This window comes from Vibrio intestinalis (assembly GCF_025195085.2).
Classification (GTDB): domain Bacteria; phylum Pseudomonadota; class Gammaproteobacteria; order Enterobacterales; family Vibrionaceae; genus Vibrio; species Vibrio intestinalis.
In genome coordinates this window covers 53886-76352 of record NZ_JANAVY020000012.1, presented here as the reverse complement: position 1 = coordinate 76352, position 22467 = coordinate 53886, and the positions used below count along the sequence as shown (strand labels likewise).

General features: G+C 45.3%; 22 protein-coding genes. 15 read left to right on the top strand and 7 right to left on the bottom strand.

The features are described from left to right. Positions 1-99 precede the first annotated feature (99 nt). The 4 genes from MU515_RS14770 to MU515_RS14755 all read right to left on the bottom strand — a co-directional run bounded on the left by MU515_RS14770 (position 100) and on the right by MU515_RS14755 (position 4362). Entirely contained in the window at positions 100-1164 is a 1065-nt protein-coding gene (locus tag MU515_RS14770; RefSeq protein ID WP_260261188.1) for a succinylglutamate desuccinylase/aspartoacylase family protein, read from the bottom strand. After that, the gene (rimK, locus tag MU515_RS14765) at positions 1151-2056 is read right to left on the bottom strand and encodes a 30S ribosomal protein S6--L-glutamate ligase (protein WP_260261187.1); all 906 of its coding nucleotides are present in this window, start codon (positions 2054-2056) and stop codon (positions 1151-1153) included. Before rimK ends, MU515_RS14770 begins: the two co-directional genes overlap by 14 nt. Continuing rightward, positions 2056-2499, bottom strand: a complete 444-nt coding sequence (locus MU515_RS14760) for an ATP-dependent zinc protease family protein (protein WP_260261186.1) — start codon at positions 2497-2499, stop codon at positions 2056-2058. Before MU515_RS14760 ends, rimK begins: the two co-directional genes overlap by 1 nt. Before the next feature lie 390 nt (positions 2500-2889). After that, on the bottom strand, positions 2890-4362 hold the full coding sequence (locus MU515_RS14755) for an aminoacyl-histidine dipeptidase (RefSeq protein WP_260261185.1): 1473 nt from the start codon (positions 4360-4362) through the stop codon (positions 2890-2892). A 407-nt stretch (positions 4363-4769) separates the two neighbouring features. Between MU515_RS14755 and vcdP the strand changes: the two genes are divergently transcribed. The 15 genes from vcdP to pgpA all read left to right on the top strand — a co-directional run bounded on the left by vcdP (position 4770) and on the right by pgpA (position 18145). Further along, on the top strand, positions 4770-4913 hold the full coding sequence (vcdP, locus tag MU515_RS20095) for a small protein VcdP (RefSeq protein WP_490723103.1): 144 nt from the start codon (positions 4770-4772) through the stop codon (positions 4911-4913). 471 nt (positions 4914-5384) lie between these two features. Continuing rightward, positions 5385-6674, top strand: a complete 1290-nt coding sequence (locus MU515_RS14750; RefSeq protein WP_260261184.1) for an NCS2 family permease — start codon at positions 5385-5387, stop codon at positions 6672-6674. 307 nt (positions 6675-6981) lie between these two features. After that, complete coding sequence (gene gpt, locus MU515_RS14745) at positions 6982-7446, top strand: xanthine phosphoribosyltransferase (RefSeq protein WP_260261183.1); 465 nt, start codon at positions 6982-6984, stop codon at positions 7444-7446. A 229-nt stretch (positions 7447-7675) separates the two neighbouring features. Then, positions 7676-8923 carry an esterase FrsA gene (gene frsA / locus MU515_RS14740; RefSeq protein ID WP_260261182.1) on the top strand — a complete coding sequence of 416 codons (1248 nt, stop codon included), beginning with the start codon at positions 7676-7678 and terminating at the stop codon, positions 8921-8923. Positions 8924-9010: 87 nt separating this feature from the next. Then, complete coding sequence (gene crl / locus MU515_RS14735; RefSeq protein WP_260261181.1) at positions 9011-9400, top strand: sigma factor-binding protein Crl; 390 nt, start codon at positions 9011-9013, stop codon at positions 9398-9400. Positions 9401-9517: 117 nt separating this feature from the next. Beyond that, complete coding sequence (proB, locus tag MU515_RS14730) at positions 9518-10657, top strand: glutamate 5-kinase (RefSeq protein ID WP_260261180.1); 1140 nt, start codon at positions 9518-9520, stop codon at positions 10655-10657. Positions 10658-10686: 29 nt separating this feature from the next. Further along, positions 10687-11937 (top strand): glutamate-5-semialdehyde dehydrogenase, encoded by a 1251-nt coding sequence (locus MU515_RS14725; RefSeq protein WP_260261179.1) that lies wholly within the window; start codon positions 10687-10689, stop codon positions 11935-11937. Positions 11938-12081: 144 nt separating this feature from the next. Continuing rightward, the gene (nrdR, locus tag MU515_RS14720; protein ID WP_260261178.1) at positions 12082-12531 is read left to right on the top strand and encodes a transcriptional regulator NrdR; all 450 of its coding nucleotides are present in this window, start codon (positions 12082-12084) and stop codon (positions 12529-12531) included. A gap of 10 nt (positions 12532-12541) precedes the next feature. Continuing rightward, complete coding sequence (gene ribD / locus MU515_RS14715; protein ID WP_260261177.1) at positions 12542-13648, top strand: bifunctional diaminohydroxyphosphoribosylaminopyrimidine deaminase/5-amino-6-(5-phosphoribosylamino)uracil reductase RibD; 1107 nt, start codon at positions 12542-12544, stop codon at positions 13646-13648. Between the two features lie 2 nt (positions 13649-13650). Then, complete coding sequence (locus MU515_RS14710; RefSeq protein WP_260261176.1) at positions 13651-14304, top strand: riboflavin synthase; 654 nt, start codon at positions 13651-13653, stop codon at positions 14302-14304. 38 nt (positions 14305-14342) lie between these two features. Then, on the top strand, positions 14343-15452 hold the full coding sequence (ribBA, locus tag MU515_RS14705; RefSeq protein ID WP_260261175.1) for a bifunctional 3,4-dihydroxy-2-butanone-4-phosphate synthase/GTP cyclohydrolase II: 1110 nt from the start codon (positions 14343-14345) through the stop codon (positions 15450-15452). Positions 15453-15616: 164 nt separating this feature from the next. Then, positions 15617-16087, top strand: a complete 471-nt coding sequence (gene ribH, locus MU515_RS14700) for a 6,7-dimethyl-8-ribityllumazine synthase (RefSeq protein ID WP_004415274.1) — start codon at positions 15617-15619, stop codon at positions 16085-16087. After that, the gene (nusB, locus tag MU515_RS14695; protein WP_005473507.1) at positions 16087-16554 is read left to right on the top strand and encodes a transcription antitermination factor NusB; all 468 of its coding nucleotides are present in this window, start codon (positions 16087-16089) and stop codon (positions 16552-16554) included. Before ribH ends, nusB begins: the two co-directional genes overlap by 1 nt. A gap of 86 nt (positions 16555-16640) precedes the next feature. Further along, complete coding sequence (thiL, locus tag MU515_RS14690; RefSeq protein WP_260261174.1) at positions 16641-17627, top strand: thiamine-phosphate kinase; 987 nt, start codon at positions 16641-16643, stop codon at positions 17625-17627. A gap of 11 nt (positions 17628-17638) precedes the next feature. Then, on the top strand, positions 17639-18145 hold the full coding sequence (pgpA, locus tag MU515_RS14685; RefSeq protein WP_260261173.1) for a phosphatidylglycerophosphatase A: 507 nt from the start codon (positions 17639-17641) through the stop codon (positions 18143-18145). 62 nt (positions 18146-18207) lie between these two features. On the opposite strand, the gene MU515_RS14680 is transcribed toward pgpA, so the two are convergent. From MU515_RS14680 to map, 3 genes are all read right to left on the bottom strand, one after another. After that, positions 18208-18591 carry a DUF3461 family protein gene (locus MU515_RS14680; protein ID WP_260261172.1) on the bottom strand — a complete coding sequence of 128 codons (384 nt, stop codon included), beginning with the start codon at positions 18589-18591 and terminating at the stop codon, positions 18208-18210. A 107-nt stretch (positions 18592-18698) separates the two neighbouring features. Next, the gene (gene glnD / locus MU515_RS14675) at positions 18699-21323 is read right to left on the bottom strand and encodes a bifunctional uridylyltransferase/uridylyl-removing protein GlnD (RefSeq protein WP_260261171.1); all 2625 of its coding nucleotides are present in this window, start codon (positions 21321-21323) and stop codon (positions 18699-18701) included. Between the two features lie 102 nt (positions 21324-21425). Beyond that, positions 21426-22304 carry a type I methionyl aminopeptidase gene (map, locus tag MU515_RS14670; RefSeq protein ID WP_260261170.1) on the bottom strand — a complete coding sequence of 293 codons (879 nt, stop codon included), beginning with the start codon at positions 22302-22304 and terminating at the stop codon, positions 21426-21428. Between the last annotated feature and the right edge of the window lie 163 nt (positions 22305-22467).

Here is a 22467-nt window from a genome sequence, read left to right as displayed (position 1 = left end):
TCCAATTCGACTCAAAAACAAAAAGCCCGCGATTTTCATCGCGGGCTTTCTATTCAAGTCACTTACGTAATTAACAGATGTCGTTTACTTGGGCGCTAGTTAAGACGGAGAGTTGATTTGACCTGTAGTCAAAGGTTCTAGATCCGCGTCAATCACTTCTTCTATAAACTCTTCAACAACCTGTTCAACATCTTGGTCATCTTCCTCAAAGTAGGCTAAATGGAAGATAGCATCGCCTTCGTTTACCAGTGGTAGCGTTTGTTGGCCGATAACAATACCGCCTTTGCGTGCCTTTAGTTCGATTTCACTATGGCCAAGAGGCGCACTGATGTATGCCAAGGTTTGACCTTTCGCGACTTTCTCACCCAGAGTCACGACCGTACGTAAAATACCGTCGCTCTCAGCTCGCAGCCAGCTGGTGGATTTAGCAATCACTGGTGTTGGTAGCTTTTTACGGCTTGCGCGTAGCATGCCAATAGCCTGCATTACACGCTGCACACCAATGTAGCCAGCACTGATACAAATCGGTTCAAAGCGCAGCGCTTCACCCGCTTCGTAAGTCAGTACAGGAATGCCTAAACGTTCTGCTTCACTGCGTAGTGAGCCATCGCGAAGTGGAGCATCGACGATCACTGGTGTTGCAAACGCTTGAGCAATTCTTAGTGTCTCTTCATTGCTTAAGTCAGCTCGAATTTGCGGTAGGTTAGTGCGATGAATCGCGCCTGTGTGCAAATCCAAGATGTAGTCACAACGTTTTGCTACTTGAGAGAAAAAGGTATGAGCCATGCGAGAGGCCAAAGAACCTTTTTCACTGCCCGGGAAGCAGCGGTTTAAATCGCGTCTGTCCGGCAAGTAACGTGACTTATGAATAAAGCCAAATACGTTGACGATTGGCACAGCAATGAGCGTGCCTTTCAGTTTGCTGGTATCAATGGTGTTGATCAGCTGGCGTACAATTTCTACGCCATTCAGTTCGTCGCCATGGATTGCAGCATTGACCATTAGTGTTGGGCCTTCCAACTTGCCATTAATGATCTCGACAGGAATCGATAATGGTGAGTGAGTGTAAAGCTTTGCAGCTTCAAGCTCGACTACCTTACGTTCGCCCGGCAAGATTGACTCGCCGAGAAACTCAAAAGCGCGATTCTTTTTAGCCTTTGCCACGAGTTTTTGTCCTTTTAGTTGCCGCTTTCTTTTCAATAAATTCGACAATCATTCCAGCAATGTCTTTACCAGTTGCGGCCTCAATACCTTCAAGACCTGGAGATGAGTTTACTTCCATGACTAATGGACCGCGGTCAGAACGTAGAAGATCCACCCCAGCCACATTTAGACCCATTATCTTCGCAGCAGCAACCGCAGTACGGCGCTCTTCTGGTGTGATTTTGATTAGTGATGCGCTACCGCCACGGTGCAGGTTAGAGCGGAACTCGCCTTCAGCACCTTGACGTTTCATCGCAGCAATCACTTTGTCGCCAATCACGAAGCAGCGGATGTCAGCACCGCCAGCTTCTTTAATGTATTCCTGTACCATGATGTTGGCTTTAAGGCCCATGAACGCTTCAACTACGCTCTCTGCCGCTTTACGCGTTTCAGCCAACACAACACCGATACCTTGAGTACCTTCGAGCAGTTTGATCACGACTGGCGCACCGCCAACCATTTCAAGTAGATCTTTCACGTCATCTGGTTTGCTTGCAAAGCCAGTAATCGGCATACCGATGCCTTTACGTGATAGCAACTGCATTGAGCGTAGCTTGTCGCGAGAGCGAGTAATTGCCACAGACTCATTCACTGGGTATACACCCATCATTTCAAATTGACGCAGAACTGCTGTGCCGTAGAAGGTCACAGATGCACCGATACGAGGAATGATCGCATCAAAACCAGACAGCTCTTCACCTTTGAAATGGATCTCTGGCTTCTCTGAGTTGATATTCATGTAACAGCGCAGAGCATCGATCACTTTGACTTCATGGCCACGGGCTTCAATCGCTTCAATTAGACGGCGAGTGGAGTACAGTTTGGCGTTACGAGATAGAATACCAATTTTCATTATTTGTTTTCCTCGAAAGGGATTAAAAATGATTCAACAGGGTCAACTTGAATGCGGTGATGCATTGCCGTGCGACCTAGCAACATGCGAAATGCCATGTTGTCACGGTTCGTTAATGTGATTTCAATTGGCCAAGTTTGGCCACCAATGCTCAGTTCAGATTCAATCACATAGCGGGATTCTTCATGGCCGCCTGAATCTCGAACGGTGCGTTCATCAATAACTTTAGCTTCACAAACCATTTCAACTTCCGTGTTGTGTTGAATTGGGTGAACCCAAAAACGCACCCATTTCTCTTGGTCCTTTTCAAAGCTCTCTACTTTGAACGCGTGTAAGCAAGATGTTCTGGCTCCGGTATCGATTTTTGCATTAATTTTTTCAATACCAAGGCCCGGTAGGCTTAACGTTTCGCGCCAGCCTACAAGTAATTTTTCTTTCTTCATCGCAGTAATCAGTTTTTTTAATACTAAAAGTAATAAGAATGCTGAATATGCACTTGAGTTAGCGAACAATAGGGCAATAAGTCAGCCCTGATATATACGTAACAATTGTTCGGTGCAGTGCAACTATTCAACGGCTACTTATACAGATTAGTATAAGAGAGAATAAAGACACTCCAGGATGGAGTGCTACCAACATAACAACACGGTGTTATGGCTTGAAGAAGGCAAGATGGTTTGCCCTAAGACGCTTCAAGGACGGCGAATGTAGCAACCTGATTCTCTGATGACTAACGAAAACATTTTTCCTTAACGACAAAAAATATTTATTACAGACACAAAAAAAGCCAGCTAATGCTAGCTGGCTTTTTGGATAAGAAAAACTAATCTAAATTATGCTTTTTCAGGGATGCTTTCTAGTAGAGCAACCATCTGTTCCCAGAATAGAGCAACAGTGCTGATTTCTACTTTTTCATCAGGAGAGTGTGGGAATTTGATTGTTGGACCGAAAGAAACCATATCCATGTTCGGGTAAGGTTCTTTAAATAGACCACACTCAAGGCCAGCGTGAATAACCATGATGTTTGGCTTGCGGCCGTATACGCGCTCATACATGTCACGGAATACGTGCATGATTTCTGAGTCTGCGTCTGGTTTCCAACCTGGGTAAGCACCAGTGAACTCAATTTGAGCGCCAGCAAGTTCAGCAAGAGAAGTCAGAGTGCCTTCTACTTGTTGACGGCCAGAGTCAATCAAAGAGCGCACTAGGCAAAGAATAGATACTTTGTCTTGCTCTGTTTCTACAACACCCACGTTTAGAGATGTTTCTACTACGCCTTCAATTTCATCACTCATGCGGATAACACCGTTTGGTGCTGCATTCATGATAGCGATGAAGCGTTGTTGGTCAGCGACTGTGAATACTTGATGTGCTGTCGCAACTGTTTCATTGAAGCTAACGATATCAGTTTCTACGCGGCCAAGCTCAGAACGAAGTAGCTCTGTGTAGAAAGTAAATAGCTCAGCTAGCTTAGCTTCGTTTGCCGTAGGAACAGCAACCGTTACAAAAGCTTCACGAGGAATTGCGTTACGAAGGCTACCACCGCGGAACTCGATTAGACGTAGGTCTAGCTCTTGCGCGTGGCCAGCTAGGAAGCGAGCAAGCAATTTGTTTGCGTTGCCACGGCCAGTGTGGATATCACAACCAGAGTGGCCACCTTTAAGACCTTTTAATACAAGTTGACGCGTTGTGTAACCTGCAGGGATTGCTTCACGAGCGATAGTCAGTGAAATCTCACCATCGATACCGCCAGCACAACCCATGTACACTTCACCTTCTTGCTCTGAGTCAGTGTTAAGAAGGATGTCACCTTCTAACCAACCAGCTTCAAGACCGAATGCACCAGTCATGCCCGCTTCTTCATCTACAGTAAGCAACACTTCTAGTGGGCCGTGTTTGATGTCATCAGCGGCAAGCACTGCTAGACAAGAAGCCATACCCATACCGTTATCAGCGCCTAGTGTTGTACCTTTTGCAGTAACCCACTCGCCATCAACGTAAGGTTGGATAGGATCCGTAAGGAAATCGTGGTCCGTATCTTCGTTCTTCTGCGGCACCATATCGATGTGTGCTTGCAGAACCACGCCTTTCTTGTTTTCCATGCCCGGTGTAGCTGGCTTTTTAATGAATACGTTGCCAGTTGGATCGCGGCGAACATCTAAGCCTTGCTCTTGAGCCCATGTAACAATGTATTGTGCAAGCGCTTCTTCGTGAGCAGAAGGGTGAGGAATAGAACAAATTTTATCAAAGAACTGCCAAAGTGGAGCAGGTGATAACTTGCTGATTTCAGAATGGAATTCAGACACGGATGACTCCTTATTAAGAATAAGACCAGATCATGTTTTGTTGTTTGGCTATTTATCTAGCACGAAATACTAGACTGGCCTTTTGAGTAGAGGCAGCAAGAATACCACTCCTTTATATTAGGGAATAGTGGCTTGAGCACGGTTTTCTATTGCTGTAATCACAATTTGAGCAAACGTTTCGCTGTTCTAATGCGCAATCGTTTTCATTTGTGTTGTGCTGAAATTTACAGATAACTTGATAATTCTGTAATTAACTTTCAGTTTTGGCATGATCTAAATCAATTATTAAAGCAATTGTGACTTTTATCACCAAAAGGGTTGTAATTTTTTTTCTGTGAGGTATATTTGTAACCAACTTCCCAAGCGAAGAAAAAATGCTCAAAGGATGAGTCCGATTTATCGCCTCCATGGAACCGAGAAATCAACGTTTTACTGTTAATTGCATTGATTTAAAAGGTGATAGTATGAAAGGTTTACCAAGTGCAACGTTCTGGCTAAACAACTCTGTTTACACTAGTAACTTTGTATACCCAACAAGTTTTGGCTACTAAGTTTTAACTTGTTTATCGAACAGTTTTGTTCACCCCCTATTATTGGAATTTATTTTCAGTTGCATTTCAGCTGACATGATTCAACCGCCACTCAAATTGAGTGGCGTTTTTTTATCTGCTGTTTTTATAGCCAACTGTGGCCCCATTTCTTGCTTTTGCTTATCCCTTATCTATTTTACTCGCATAAACTCATATCTAAGCACGATATCAATTCAATAAATACGCTGAAAGTTTACAACATGGCTCGAAATATCACCAAATGGATTGAGATAGCTTTCATTATCTTATTTATTGAAAAATAGGTGTTTTTTTCTTTATCTTGGGTGTTTCTTCTGTCGTTTTATCGATCCTTTGCCTGAAAATATCGATTAGAGTGATAATTCTATCTGGAATTTGCTAATTGATGACTTTATAATCCGTAGCCAATCGTTTACGCAATCGCTTACTTTTAAATCTGGATAGGATTCGACCATGTTCGAGAAGCTATTTAAACTCAGTGAAAACGGCACGACCGTCAGAACTGAAATCATCGCAGGTATTACTACCTTCCTGACGATGGCTTACATCATTTTTGTTAACCCTGCGATGCTTGCTGATGCGGGTATGGACAAGGGCGCTGTATTTGTTGCGACATGTTTGGCTGCAGCAATCGGCTGTTTCATTATGGGTTTTGTGGCTAACTACCCAATCGCACTTGCTCCGGGTATGGGTTTAAACGCCTTCTTTACCTACGGCGTTGTTCTTGGCATGGGTCATAGCTGGCAAGTAGCGCTAGGTGCGGTATTCATTTCAGGTTTGATCTTCATGGCTTTGAGTATCTTCAAAGTACGTGAGTGGATCATCAACTCTATTCCAATGTCATTGCGTACAGGTATCTCGGCAGGTATCGGTCTTTTCCTTGCGTTCATTGGTCTGCAAAATGCGGGTATCGTTATTGATAACCCAGCGACATTGGTTGGTCGCGGCGATATTACTAGCCTTAAACCAGCACTTGCTGCTCTCGGTTTCTTTTTAACTATTGCACTTGTATACCGAGGCGTGCGTGGCGGCGTAATGCTGGCGATTCTTATCATTACGGGTATCGGCCTTATTTTAGGTGATGTGCAATGGGGCGGCGTTATGTCTGCGCCACCAAGCATCGCGCCGACGTTCATGGAAATGAACATTGCTGACGTTTTCGAAGTTGGCATGATCTCTGTTGTGTTTGCCTTCTTGTTCGTTGACCTTTTCGATACCGCAGGCACGCTAGTTGGTGTTGCAACCAAAGCAAACCTAATCAAAGAAGATGGTAAACTACCTCGTCTAGATAAAGCACTATTGGCTGACTCTACAGCGACATCAGTAGGTGCGGTATTGGGTACATCAAGCACGACATCATTTGTTGAATCTACTGCAGGTGTTGCGGCGGGTGGTCGTACTGGTCTAACGGCGGTTGTTGTTGGTGTTCTATTCCTACTGGCTATCTTCTTCTCACCACTCGCAGGTATGATTCCAGCTTACGCAACAGCAGGTGCGCTGTTCTACGTGGCTATTTTGATGATGTCTGGTCTAGTGAGTGTTGATTGGCGTGACCTAACGGAAGCTGCGCCAGTAGTTGTAACTTGCCTACTGATGCCTCTGACTTACTCTATCGCGGAAGGTATTGCACTCGGCTTTATTTCTTACGCTGCGATTAAAGCGCTCAGTGGTAAAGGCCGCGAAGTATCAATCAGTGTTTGGGTACTATCAGCTATCTTCGTAATTAAATACATGCTGAGCTAATACTCTTCGGTGAGGCAAGCATCACCATACTGATTAAAGCGCCACGCGAGTTTATACTTGGGTGGCGTTTTTGTTTTTGGAGAGACACTCTAGCGGTGATTTGAGAGTTTATGTTGAACGTTTGTTCTTTGTCTCGTTTATTTCTATTTGAACAGGATTTCTGATTGGTATTGTAGTTGGCTTTCGGTAGAATAAACGTTTGCGTCGCTTTTCCCCATACATGCCTGTTGCGATATGCGAAGTGAAGTGTGATTCACTTTACGACCGATTACGGGGATGCAGATTTTCAAACATTTAGGTTATTACAATGAGCAATAAATTCATTATTACTTGGGACAACATGCAGACTTACTGCCGTCAACTAGCTGAAAAACAAATGCCTGCAGAACAGTGGAAAGGTATTTGGGCGGTAAGCCGTGGTGGTCTAGTTCCTGGTGCTATCTTGGCACGTGAGCTTGGTATTCGTTACGTAGATACTATCTGTATCTCAAGCTACGACCATGATCATCAGCGCGATATGAGCGTTCTAAAAGCGCCAGAGGGTGATGGTGAAGGTTACCTAATCGTTGAAGACTTAGTAGACAGTGGTGACACTGCGCGTAAACTGCGTGAAATGTACCCGAAAGCAAAACTTATCGCGGTATGTGCTAAGCCATCAGGTGCTGCGCTGTTAGATGACTACGTTGTAGACATCGCACAGGATACTTGGATTGAGCAACCATGGGATATGTCTATCCAATATGCTGAGCCAGTAAACCGCAAGCAAAAATAACGCTTGATAAAGATTTGAAAAATGACCCTTCTGGGTCATTTTTTGTTTGTGGCTAAGTCAAAGTTTGTAACCTCAATCTAATCATGTTGTAGGTGAGAAGGGGATACATTGGATTTTAGCGATTCCCTTTGCATTTCTTCTTGTAGGTATCGCATTGATTGATGCAAATTGTGCTTAGGTCAATGATTTGAGTATATGATGTTCATGAGAATTTTAGTTAGGGACCGTCATGTCAGAAGCTGATAACAAAAACATTTCAGAAACCTTGTTTGCTAAACATAAACAAGCCAAAGAAACCTCTGAGCTGACACGCTATATGCCGACCAATAAAGCCGCTCTAGACGAGAAGCGTGAGCAGTCGGGTCAGAAGTGGTATCGCAATTTACATCGCTTACAGTGGAGTTGGCAGGGGCTCGATCCGATTGAGATGGAAGAGACACTGGCTAAGATTGCTAACTCTACGCATTCACGAACCCATGACCAATGGCTTGATACCGTAATGGGTTACCACAGTGGTAACTGGACATACGAGTGGACAAAATTGGGTATGCGTCATCAAAAGCGCGCCAATGATAAACAAGGCGAAGATGCCGCAGATGAGTTGTTTAATGCCTCGCTGTGTTACAGCATCGCAGGCTACCCACACCTAAAAAACGACAATTTAGCGATTCAAGCGCAAGTGCTCGCGTCTAAGGCTTATCAAGAGGCGGCGAGCAAAACTAAGTACGTGATCAAAAAGATAGAAGTTCCGTACAAAGGTAAGAAAATTGTCGCTCATTTACACCTAGCTAATACAGATAAACCTAAACCGGTCGTGATAGTCAGTGCTGGGTTAGACAGCTTACAAAGCGATATGTGGCGTTTGTTTAGGGATCACCTAGCCGATAAAGACATCGCGATGCTGACGGTGGATATGCCTTCAATTGGCCACTCTAGTCATTGGTCGCTAACTGAAGATTCTTCATGTTTACATCAGGCGGTACTTAACGAGTTGCCAAATGTGCCTTGGGTGGATCATCATAGAGTCGGTTTGATTGGTTTTCGATTCGGTGGCAACGCGCTAGTGCGTTTGTCATTTATGGAGCAGACCAAAATCAAAGCGTGCGTCTCAATGGGCGCACCAATACATGATGTGTTGTCGTCACCAGCCAAGTTAAAACAGATGTCGAAGATGTATTTAGATGTACTGGCGACTCGTTTAGGCAAAGAAGTAGTTGATATCAACAGTCTTGCAGGGCAATTGATGGCTTGGTCTTTGAAAACACAGGGGATTTTGTCGAGTAGAAAAACCCGAGTGCCGATTCTTGCTATGAGCTTGGAGGGAGATCCCGTTTCGCCATATAGTGACAACCAACTTGTTGCATTATTTAGTGATTACGGTAAGGCAAAGAAAATAAGTTCCAAGACAATTACACAAGGATATGAGCAATCCCTCGATTTAGCGATTAAATGGCTCGAAGAAGAGTTAATGAGATGACATCTTTCTTAAATTAGTTAACAGTAATGTAAGGTTAACTTTTATAACCTTATGATAACTAAAATAGAAAAACTATGGAGAGTCTACATGTCAAAAGTGACGAAAATCCCGACTCATTTTCGCTTGATTACCAGTTTAAGAGCTATCGGTCCTTATCTACGCGAATCTCAGAGTAAAGACGGATTTTATCTGTTCGACTGTTTAGGTGTGTGTGTTGATGACAAGAAGTCACCAGAAGAGCGTGAGTTCTGGGGATGGTGGCTAGAATTAGAGTTAGTAGAACATCAGTTTGCGGCGCGATATCGGGTTGGTAAATACGATAAGAGCGGCCAGTGGGTTGATGAATCCATTCCGAAAGATGCCATTGCCGAGGTGAATCGCATTCAGATTGGTTTCCACGAAAAGCTGGTGGAAATGTTGAGTAAAGATTACGAAATGACGGTGTCTATGCATGACAAATCGGTCGAATTTGTCTAGTTTCATCTATTTATCCTCATTGACTAGTAAAAAGGCGCTTTTTAGCGCCTTTTCTACTTGTTAAATTCAGATTTGATTGTTAAAACATCAGCTCTTATTTTTTATTTTTAGTAGATCATGACAACGAATCAACAAAGCGCAAAAGTAGCTCAACCTCAAACTGTGGTTGTGAAACTTGGTACCAGTGTGCTAACTGGCGGTACTTTACAGCTTAACCGTGCTCATATGGTTGAGTTGGTACGTCAGTGTGCAGAGCTCAAAAAACTAGGCCACTCAGTGGTTATCGTCTCGTCTGGCGCTATCGCCGCGGGTCGTGAGCATCTTGGTTACCCCGCACTGCCCAACTCGATGGCAAGTAAACAACTGCTTGCTGCAGTAGGGCAAAGCCAGTTGATTCAAACTTGGGAATCTCTTTTCGCCATCTATGGTATGAAAATCGGCCAGATGTTGCTGACTCGTGCTGACTTAGAAGATCGCGAGCGCTTTTTGAATGCGCGCGATACCATCAATGCCTTGGTGGAGCATGACATCATCCCAGTCGTGAATGAAAACGATGCTGTTGCCACTAGCGAAATCAAAGTGGGCGACAACGACAACCTTTCAGCTTTGGTTGGTATTTTATGCGGCGCAGACAAGTTATTACTGCTGACTGACCAAAAAGGTCTATTTACCGCTGACCCTCGCAAAGACCCAAATGCCGAACTGATCAAAGAAGTGAAAACCATTGATGACACCTTGCGTAAAATTGCTGGTGGCAGTGGTACAACACTGGGCACTGGTGGTATGGCGACAAAACTGCAAGCGGCAGATATTGCCCGCCGTGCAGGTATTGAAGTGATCATTGCAGCAGGCAGTGCGCCAAACGTAATTTTTGACTCATTAGGTGAAGAGCCACAAGGAACGCGCTTCTTACCTTGTGAAGAGTCGTTAGAAAACCGCAAGCGTTGGATCTTAGCTGGCCCTGCCGCATCAGGCGATATCGTTATTGATGAAGGCGCAGTGAATGCAGTGATCGGCAAAGGCAGTAGCTTACTCGCGAAAGGTGTGGTGAAAGTGAGTGGAGAGTTTGCTCGTGGCGATGTAGTACGTATTACCACTCCGTCGGGTCAATTGATCGCTCGTGGTATTTCAGCTTACTCAAGCCAAGATATGACCAAAATTATTGGCAAACACAGCAAAGACATTATTTCTATATTAGGTTATGACTACGGCGCAGAAGTGCTGCACCGCGATGATATGGTCGTAATTCAAGAGTAATAATAAGAACAAATTTGAAAGGAAGTGACGTGGAATTAATTAACATGGGTAAAGCAGCTAAAGATGCTGCTTTCGCACTCGCAACGGCCTCTACAGCGCAAAAGAACCAAGCGCTAGCGATTATCGCGGATGAACTTGAAGCGAACGCTGATGTGATTCTAAAAGCCAATGCAAAAGATATCGAATTAGGTCGTGAAGCGGGTCTTACAGATGCTTTGCTAGACCGCTTGCTACTTAACGAGCAGCGTTTAACTGGTATTGCTAATGACGTGCGCAACGTGATCAGCTTGAATGATCCAGTTGGCAGTGAAATTGACAGCAAAGTGCTAGAAAACGGTATGTCACTGTCTCGTCGTCGCGTACCACTTGGTGTCGTTGGCGTAATTTACGAAGCGCGACCAAACGTGACTATCGATATTGCCGCACTATGTTTGAAAACCGGTAACGCAAGTATTCTGCGCGGCGGTAAAGAAACCTTCTTCTCAAACATGGAGTTGGTGAAAGTCATTCAATCGGCATTGGATAAAGCGGGCTTGCCGTCGGCATCGGTGCAATACATTGAAAAGCCTGATCGTGAGCTTGTTTCTCAGTTGCTTAAACTTGATGACTACGTGGATATGATCATTCCTCGTGGTGGTGCTGGCCTACACAAAATGTGTAAAGAGAACAGCACGATTCCGGTCATCATTGGCGGTTTTGGTATTAGTCACATCTTTGTTGATGAAAGTGCGGATCTTGAAAAATCACTTAACGTGGTAGAAAACTCGAAAGTGCAGCGCCCATCAGCGTGTAACTCTCTAGATACCTTGTTAGTGCATGAGAAGGTTGCGGCTGAGTTCCTACCAAACTTAGCAGAGCGTTTGAATGGTCAAGTTGCTCTTGTTGCAGAACCAAAGGCGAAAGCGCTGTTAGCGAACGCAGCAGAACTGCGTGATGCGGGCGAAGGGGACTTTGATACTGAATGGCTAAGCTACACCTTAGGTGTAAAAGTTGTGACTGATGTGGTTGAAGCGGTTGACCATATGCGTGTTCATAACGCGAGCCACTCTGATGCCATCATGACCAATAGCCTAGAAAACTCTGAGCGTTTCATTAACTCAGTAGGTTCTGCTGCAGTATACGTAAATGCATCAACCCGCTTTACCGATGGCGCGCAGTTTGGCCTAGGTGCAGAAGTGGCGGTATCGACGCAAAAGCTTCACGCTCGTGGCCCAATGGGCTTGGAAGAATTGACCAGCTATAAGTGGGTAGGCAAGGCGAACTACTTAGCTCGCCCTTAATGGTCGGTCGTGGTTGAAGCGGCTGACAACACCAACTATTTACATGTTGGGTGAAGTATCTAGTAAAAAGGGGCGAAGTCGCCCCTTTTTCTTTTCTTCAAGTTGTTAATTCCGCTACACTACTGGCATTGATATGGAGGTGATATGCATTGTCCTTTTTGTTCTGAGAACGATACTAAAGTTATCGACTCTCGTTTAGTCGCTGACGGACACCAAGTTCGTCGTCGTCGACAGTGTCTTGCATGTAGTGAACGTTTCACTACGTTTGAAACCGCTGAACTGGTTATGCCACGCGTGATTAAATCTAACGGTAACCGTGAACCATTTAACGAAGACAAAATGGTCGGTGGTTTGCAGCGTGCGTTAGAAAAACGTCCTGTTGCGGCTGATTCCGTGGAACTTGCGATCAGTATGATCAAATCGCAATTGCGAGCCACGGGTGAGCGCGAAGTACCAAGCGAAATGATCGGTAACTTAGTTATGGATCAGCTCAAAGAGCTCGATAAAGTGGCGTACATCCGCTTTGCATCCGTTTACCGCAGCTTTGAAGATATTCGAGAGTTCGGTGAAGAGATCGCCAGATTAGAAGATTAGGTAGGAAACCATGACACAGTTTAGCGCCCAAGATTATGCAATGATGTCCCGAGCAATTCATCTCGCTCGCCAAGGCAACTATACAACCGCACCTAATCCTAAAGTTGGCTGTGTTATTACCCGCAATGGTGAAATTGTGGGTGAAGGTCTGCACTATCGTGCGGGTGAACCACATGCAGAAGTGCATGCATGGCGTATGGCTGGAGAGAAAGCGGTTGGCGCAACTGCCTATGTTACCCTTGAACCATGCTCTCACTATGGGCGCACACCTCCATGTGCCGAAGGGCTAATTAAAGCGAAAGTGGGCAAAGTGATTTGTGCTATGACCGACCCAAATCCCTTAGTGGCGGGCCGCGGCATCAAAATGTTGCAAGATGCGGGCATAGAAGTTCAAGTGGGTTTGCTTGAGCAAGATGCGATTGCACTTAACCCTCCATTTCTCACGCAAATGCAAACAGGTATGCCATTTGTTCAGCTAAAAATGGCGGCCAGTATTGATGGCCAAACCGCACTAGCCAATGGTGAAAGCAAGTGGATTACTTCACCACAAGCTCGCCAAGATGTTCAAGATTATCGTGCCAAAGCGTGTGCGATTTTATCGACCAGCAAAACCGTGATTGAGGACAACGCATCACTTAATGTGCGTTGGGATGATTTACCTCAATCGACGCAAGCTAAATACCCTCAAGATCAATTACGCCAGCCGACCCGCGTTATCTTAGATCGCCAATCTCAATTGAGCTCTGAGCTCAAGTTGTTTAACTGCGAAGGCGATGTTTTGACGGTTGGCCCTAATGGTGATGTTGTCGCTCCTGTTGATGCGAATAACCTTATTGATTTGCGCGCGACGTTCGCGACCTTAGCCAAAGATCATGGCATTAACCATTTGTGGGTGGAAGCTGGCGCGACGCTAGCGGCCAGCCTTATCAAGCAAGGTTTAGTGGATGAAATCGTGCTATACATCGCGCCTAAATTGATGGGCAGTGATGGCCGTGGCCTATTTGGTCAGCTTGGGTTAGAAAGCATGGCTGAGGTCATTGATCTAGAATTTAAACATGTCACCCAAGTAGGCCCTGATCTACGTTTAGTTGTGACACCAAAGTACAAAGATAAGTAATCATGTTTACAGGAATTGTCGAAGCAGTAGGCACGCTTGCTGCGATTACACCAAAAGGCGAAGACATCAGCGTAACAGTGGACTGTGAGTCGCTAGATATGGCCGATGTAAAGCTTGGTGATAGTATTGCTACCAATGGTGTATGCCTAACCGTGATTGAGTTTAATGATCACAGCTACACCGCAGACTTATCGCTAGAAACGCTCAATAAAACAGGTTTTGCCGATTACTCGGTTGGCGATAAAGTCAATTTAGAAAAAGCGATGTTACCGACAACGCGTTTTGGTGGCCACATCGTCTCTGGGCATGTAGATGGTGTTGGCGAGATCGTTGAACGCAACATTGTTGGTCGCTCGATTGAGTTTTGGGTTTCAATGCCGCAAGAGATCAGTAAGTATGTGGCGGAGAAAGGCTCAGTTACGGTCGATGGTATCAGCCTAACCGTGAATGCTTTACGTAAAAATGCATTCAAGCTGACGATCGTACCGCACACCAGTGCAGAAACCACGATTGATGACTTTCAAGTCGGTCGCAAAGTAAATCTAGAAGTCGATGTATTAGCTCGATACATGGAACGCCTTCTAACCAGCCGTGAAGCTGCTGAGCCAGAGTCACGAATTACGATGGAATTCTTACAACAAAATGGCTTCGCTTAAGCGCAAGTTCATATAACCAGCCACAATAGGAACAAGAGATGCCAATTAGTACGCCACAAGAAATTATTGAAGACATTCGCCTAGGTAAGATGGTCATTCTGATGGATGATGAAGACCGCGAAAATGAAGGCGATTTGATCATGGCTGCGGAGTGCGTGACTCCGGAAGCGATTAACTTTATGGCGACTTATGGTCGTGGCTTGATTTGTCTGACGATGACAAAAGAGCGTTGTGAGCGTTTAGGTTTACCACCTATGGTGCAAGACAACAACGCGCAGTACACCACTAATTTCACGGTATCGATTGAAGCGGCTGAAGGTGTAACCACAGGTATTTCAGCAGCTGACCGTGCTCGTACTGTTCAAGCGGCAGTAGCACAAGATGCAAAAGCGGCAGATTTGGTTCAGCCGGGTCATATCTTCCCACTTGCTGCGCAAGAAGGTGGCGTATTAACACGTGCTGGTCACACTGAAGCAGGTTGTGATTTAGCGCGCTTAGCTGGTCTAGAGCCTGCATCTGTGATTGTTGAGATCCTAAATGACGACGGCACGATGGCGCGTCGCCCTGACCTAGAAGTGTTTGCAGAAAAGCACGACATTAAGTTGGGTACAATCGCTGATCTAATCGAATACCGTAACAACACAGAAACCACTATTGAACGTGTTGCTGAGTGCAAATTGCCAACAGAATTTGGTGAGTTCAACCTAGTGACTTACCGAGACACTATCGACAACCAAGTGCACTACGCATTGTGTAAAGAAGCACCGGCAGATAAAGCGCCTCTAGTTCGTGTACATCTGCAAGATACCTTTACTGATTTACTTCGTAGCGACCGTAACGCAGAGCGCAGCTGGACACTCGATAAAGCGATGACGCGTATCGGCCAAGAAGGTGGTGTTTTGGTTATCCTTGGCAATGAAGAGTCAACCGATCTTCTGATTCACCGCGTGAAAATGTTTGAAGCGCAAGATAAAGGCCAAGCGCCGACGCTAGCGAAAAAGCAAGGCACCTCGCGCCGCGTGGGTGTTGGTTCTCAGATCCTACAAGATCTGGGCGTGCATGATATGCGTTTACTCTCTTCCGCTGATAAGAAATACCATGCTCTGGGTGGTTTTGGTTTGAACGTGGTTGAATACGTTTGTGAGTAAAGCTCGCGACTAAGGTAACTTAAGTATACGGAGCGAGATGTCATTGGTATCTCGCTTTTAATTTTTTAGCGCCAGATTTATGCAAAATCCTATTAGATATTGCTCACAGTTTTATGCTAGAATCCGGCGATTCTCACTTGATGAACATAGTTAAAGGAAAGCTTATGAAAGTGATCGAGGGTGGCTTCCCAGCGCCAAACGCAAAAATTGCTATCGTTATTTCTCGTTTCAACAGTTTTATTAACGAAAGTCTATTGTCTGGTGCAATCGATACTTTAAAGCGTCATGGACAAGTTAGCGAAGACAACATCACTGTTGTTCGTTGCCCTGGTGCAGTTGAACTACCATTGGTTGCTCAACGTGTAGCTAAAACAGGTAAATTTGATGCTATCGTTTCACTAGGTACAGTGATTCGTGGCGGTACACCGCACTTTGACTATGTTTGTAGTGAATGTAACAAAGGTCTTGCACAAGTATCTCTGGAATACAGCCTTCCAGTAGCATTCGGTGTATTGACGGTTGATACAATTGACCAAGCAATTGAGCGCGCAGGAACCAAGGCTGGTAATAAAGGTGCAGAGGCTGCACTAAGCGCACTTGAGATGATTAACGTTCTTTCAGAAATTGATTCCTAATGGGGGCCAGTGTGAAACCAGCCGCACGTCGTAATGCACGTCGATTCGCTCTACAAGCGATCTACTCTTGGCAAATTACTAAAGAAAATGTTGCCACAATTGAAGAGCAGTTTTTATCTGGTGGTAAGTATGATGAAGAAGAGCATCATGCATCAGAGCCAGCTCTATCTACACCAGACACAGACGTTGCATACTTCCGTGACCTACTAACAGGTGTTGTGCTAAGTCACACAGAGCTAGACAGTAAGATTCGTCCTTACACAGCGCGTCCAATGCAAGATTTGGATATGATGGAGCTAGCATTGCTTCGTCTTGCTATGTACGAGATGACTCGTCGCGAAGATGTTCCTTACAAAGTGGTTATCAATGAAGCTATCGAACTTGCAAAAGTATTCGCAGCGGAAGAGAGTCACAAATTTGTGAACGGTGTGCTTGATAAAGCAGCACCGCACGTTCGTAAGAAATAATTACGTGAATTATTGAAAAAAGGCCAGCAAATCGCTGGCCTTTTTTTTAACATATTCCAGTGTAACAAGTGATAGGCAAATAGCGCATGTCCGGTGAATTTAGTTTAATCGACAAATATTTGGTTAATCGTCAAAAGTCGCGTAAAGATGTATTGTTGGCTGCGGGTGACGACTGCGCGTTAGTTGAAGTGCCACAAGGTGTTTCTGTCGCAATCAGCACCGATACCTTAGTGGCAGGGACGCATTTTTTATCTCAAGCGAATCCTGCTTGGGTTGCACATAAAGCATTGGCCTCTAACATCAGCGATTTGGCGGCAATGGGGGCAACCCCGGCATGGGTCTCATTTGCTTTGACTATGCCAGAAGTGGACGAAGCTTGGCTGAAGCCATTTTGTGATAGCTTTTTTGAGTTAGCGGACTACTACGATATTCAATTGATTGGTGGTGATACCAGCAAAGGGCCGTTAAGTTTAACTTTGACCGTACAAGGTTTAGTTGATCCAAGCAAAGCGCTACGTCGAGACGGTGCCAGTGTTGGTGATTGGATTTATGTCACCGGTAATCTAGGTGATAGTAAAGCTGGCCTTGATGTGATTTTGGATGAAGCCGTGCGTGCTAAGCCAAATGCGCAAGAGTTAGAAAAGCGTCACTACCTATCAAGCCCTCGCGTGCTTGTTGGTCAAGCGCTGCTTGGTTTGGCAAGTTCAGCTATTGATATCTCAGATGGTTTAATTTCAGACCTCAAGCATATCTTAAATCGTTCTAACGTCGGAGCGAGTGTAAACTTAGATGCTTTACCGATCTCAAATGAACTGGTCGAATTTGTAGAGGGCGAGCAAAGCGCTTTACAATACGCCCTCTCTAGCGGAGAAGAGTATGAACTGTGCTTTACTGTTCCTGAGCAGAACAAAGGCTCTTTGGACAGTGCACTAGCCCATTGTGGCTGCAAGGTCACCTGTATTGGCCAAATTCGTCCGTTAGGAAACGCTCAGCCATCTGAATCGGTGGAATTGTTACACCATGGCCGCGCTGTCACTTGGCAGTTAAGTGGTTATGATCATTTTAAAGCCTAAAAGAAGTTGTTATGGCCAATCCTTTATCTCTAATCTCTTTAAAAAATCCGTGGCATTTATTGGCGACCGGATTTGGTAGTGGTTTATCTCCGGTTGTTCCGGGAACCATGGGTACGCTCGCCGCCATTCCACTCTATTTATTGTTAGTACAACTGCCGCTTAGTTTGTATTTGGTCGTAGTGGTTATCGCTTGTGTGATTGGTATTAAAATTTGTCAGGTTACCTCGGATGATATGGGCGTACACGATCACGGCTCTATCGTTTGGGATGAGTTCGCTGGTTTTTGGATCACTATGGCAGTGGTGCCGATGTTTCAACTATCAGCGACGGATTGGAAATGGCTTCTGACTGGTTTTGTTCTGTTTCGCTTTTTCGATATGGTTAAACCATGGCCAATAGGCTGGTTAGATAAGCGCGTACATGGCGGGCTGGGCATTATGATTGATGATATTGTCGCGGGTATCATGGCGGGCGTTGCTTTATACCTAGTGGGTAAATACGCTGGCTGGATGGTATAAGTAACCCACTTATCGAATGATCAAAAAGGCTTCCGATTGGAAGCCTTTTGTTGTTTAGACGCTTATTTGAGTTTTTCTAAATCGGACTCTATTTCGGCTATCTTACTCGATACCACTTTTTCTAAGTGGCGCAGGTCAGATAAGATTTTTTGTTTCACATCCACTTCGGCCATTTTTTCTGGCTTAGTCAGTTTATTTAACTCATCAATCACCAAAGTAAGGTTGCGGTTAATCTCGGTCACTTCTTTGTATTTATGACTGCCGCTGTCGACCAGAACGTTTTTCACTTGGCGCGGGTATTTGAACTTGACGCTTTTGGCAAACAGCTCGCCTTTTTGTTTACGAAAGTAAATCTTCAGCACGTCTTTATGCGCTTCTTGGCGAAGGGAATAGCGCTCGATTTGTTTTGGATCTTGAATGCCTAAACCAGTGAGATTAGGAAACATAGGCTACCTCATGCAATGTGAATTGAAAGCTATCACATTTAATGTAGCAGCCTATTTTTGAGCTAGATAGTTGAAGCGCAGGCTATTTTATCAACTTGTGCACGAGATCAGTGTGGCGCGAGTTCGGCGACATTCGCGCATAGTTGCTCACGTAATGTCTGTTGCTCTTGCTCGGTGAGCTGTCCACCTTCTGCGCCTGTGATGATAAACAAGTCTTCTGCTCGCTCGCCGATGGTGGTGATTTTAGCCGCATGCAGGCCAATATTTAGGTCCGCAAACGTAGCGCCAACAATGGCAAGTAACCCTGGTGTATCCAACGCGACAAACTCAAGCGTGGTGCGTTTTTTACTTTTACTTGGTAAGAAGTCGACTTTGGTTTTTACCGTGAAGTGCTGCAAGTTACGCGGTGTGCGGCGAGTCTTAATTTTAGTTGGTCGACCATCTTCCAGCACATGAGTTAGGTGTTTGTATACCGCTTTATGACGGGTTTCATCTACAGCATCACCATGTTGGTCTAACACCATAAAGGTATCGAGTACGTAGCCATCTTTACTGGTCATGACTTGAGCGTCATGGACGTTAAAGTTGCGCCTATCAAGCTCTGCTACCACGGTGGCAAACAGTGCTTCTTGGTCTTTGCTATAGACGAATACTTCGGTACCGCCACGGGTCGGCTTCTTACTGATCAAAATCAGCGGTTTTGAATGGTCTTCATGACTGAGTAGATTCGAGCAATGCCACGCAATTTGTTTATGGGTATGGCGCAAGAAGTAATCTGCTTTAAAGCGCTGCCACAACACATCGATTTCTCGACTTGAGAAGCCTTCTTTGCGCAGCAGTGCTGAAGCCATTTGCTGGTTGTGACGAATACGTTCACGTACATCCACCGGGTTTTCTAGGCCGCGGCGCAGAGCTCTTTGCGTGGAATAGAATAGCTCCGCTAATAGGGTTCGCTTCCAACTGTTCCATAGTTCTGGGTTCGTCGCGCAAATATCAGCCACGGTTAAGCAGACAAGGTATTCTAGATACTCTTCATCGCGCACTTGCTTAGCAAATTCGGTGATCACTTCGGGGTCGTAAATATCACGGCGCTGGGCGGTAACAGACATCAGTAGGTGGTTACGTACAAGCCATGAAACCAACTTGGCTTCGGGTTTAGATAGGCCATGTTCAATACAAAAATCGTAGGCTTCTACCGCGCCAATTTCAGAGTGGTCACCACCACGGCCTTTGCCGATGTCATGGAAAATAGCCGCAATGATCAGCAATTCCTTTTTCTGAATTCGCGGATAGATTTCACAGCAAATAGGGTGTTTGCTGTGGTTTTTTGCATAACTGAAAGTATTGATGTGTTTGAGCAAACGGACACTGTGTTCGTCCACCGTGTAAACGTGGAATAGGTCAAACTGCATTTGGCCAACAATTTGGCTCCATTGTGGCAAATAGGCCGCTAATACTCCTAACTTGTGCATCAAAACGAAGGCGCGATGCAGGGCGTTAGGATGGCGACATAAATCGAGGAATTTCTCTCTCGCCGCGGGAATGGTATGCAGGAATTTATTTAAACGGCGACGTGCAGTGCGCAGTTGGCGTAAAGTCGATGGCGCAACGCTATCTATGGTCGAGTCATTCGCTATCAGCAAGAACATGTCGAGAATGGTCCCTGGTCTTGCTTGGAATAGGGCAGGCTTGCGAGCTTCTATTAAACGGCCTCGACGCTGAAAGTCATCATTGATAATTTCTGGGCGAATTTCGGTGCCATTGTTGAGAATCGCTTGATCAAACAGCTTTAGCAGCATCTTGTTGAGTTCAGCCACACGGCGCAGCGTGCGGTAGAACTCCTTCATCATCATCTCTACGCCGCGGTTACCTTCGCCAGTAAACCCCAAGTTTTCTGCCACTTGTGCTTGGTGGGCAAAGGTTAAGCGGTTGTCGTAGCGGCGTAAGTCGATATGCAGAGCAAAACGCACTCGCCACAAGAACTCTTGGCACTCGACCAATTCACGATATTCGGCATCGGTCAAAAAACCATAGCGACTCATTTCAAACAGCGAGGTAGCACCAAAGTGGCGACGGGCTACCCAACTCAAAGTATGGATATCGCGCAAGCCACCGGGGGTTGATTTGATATCTGGCTCAAGGTTATAGGTGGTGTCGTGGTAGCGAGCGTGGCGGGTGATTTGCTCTTGCAGTTTGGCTTTGTAAAACACTTCACTTGGCCAGAAAGACTCAGAGTGGATCTGCATTTTTAGCAGGTGGAAAGTCTCTTCACAGCCACACAGTAAACGCGATTCTTGCAGGTTGGTGGCAACGGTTAAGTCTTGCTTACCTATTTCGACACATTCTTCAATGCTGCGTACCGCATGGCCAATCTCCAAACGCAAATCCCACAGTAGCGTAATGAACTCACTCACTTTCGCGGCTAGATGATTTGGCAGGGTTTTCTTGGATACCACTAAAATGTCGATATCAGAAAGTGGGTGAAGTTCGCCACGGCCATAGCCACCAACCGCAACCAAGCTGATACTAGGCAGCTGAGCGAAGCCATAATGCTGCCATAATCGATTCAGTAATAGATCGATATAGTCAGCGCGTCCAAGCACTAAATCATTCACCGGGTGATGATTGAGAAACTCTGCTTTTTGATATTGTGCAAAATGGTCCAACTGCTGTTTAAGTTCGGCAACGTTGATTTGTTCATCAGCGAACGTGAGCGGAGATTGAAATGGCATAGCGGCTTCCGTGCTTGGTTTAGAAGTTCACTTTAGCAAATGCTGGTAGATAAAAAAATATCCCCGACGAGGCGGGGATATTGAAAGTGATGTTTGATGTGACTATGCGTTTTTCATAAAGCGAGGAATGGTGTCATCACTACGCAGGGTTAGCACTTCACAACCTTCTTTGGTTACAACGATAGTGTGCTCGTACTGAGCTGATTTCTTACCGTCGCCTGTATATACCGTCCAATCATCTTGCGCATCGACAGTACAGCCGAATTTACCCGCGTTAATCATTGGCTCGATAGTAAAACACATGCCTTCTTTCAGCACACGGCGGTCTGCGTTTTTGTAGTGTACAACTTGCGGCTCTTCGTGGAACTCGCTACCGATACCGTGACCACAGAAATCCTTCACGATAGAAAACTTATTACGCGGGTTCTTTTTGTTGTTTTCCTTGATGTACTTTTCAATCGCAGTACCGATATCGCCAACCGTTGAACCTGGCTTAACCGTGCGCATACCGACGTATAGGGCTTCTAGCGTTACCATGCATAGGCGTTTATCCGCAGGAGAGGTTTCACCCACAAGGAACATCTTAGAGGTGTCGCCGTGGTAACCATCAGGGCGGACGCTTAGGTCAACGCCTTCTTCGTTAGGCACGATAACTGTGATATCCACGTTGATGATGTCGCCGTTTTTCAATACCGCAGGTTTTACTTGGCCATTGCTGCCCACTTCATCTTGAGTTGCTGGAATGCCGTGACAAACAATGTGGTTGATAGAGGTACAAATTGATTTAGGGAAACCATGGTAATCTAGAGGTGCCGAGTAAGCGCCTTTTTCGATCCCGTAATCGTGACAGATTTGGTTCAACTCATCTGTTGTTACCCCTTCTTTGATGTGGGGTTCGATCATCTCTAGGATTTCAGCGGCTAAAGCGCCCGCTAAACGCATACGTTCGATTTCTTCAGCAGTTTTAATCTTGATTGACATTGGCTTTACTCTGTTACTAGCAGCGCCCAGATTGGCGCGAATGGACGCATTTTAGCAGGAAGAGTTGAGAATGTGTATTTGTGTTATTTGGATCAAAGTTTTTGGCCTAGCTTCATTGGCCTTCCAAGCAGTGAAAAGTACCAATCTATTTGACTGTCATCGT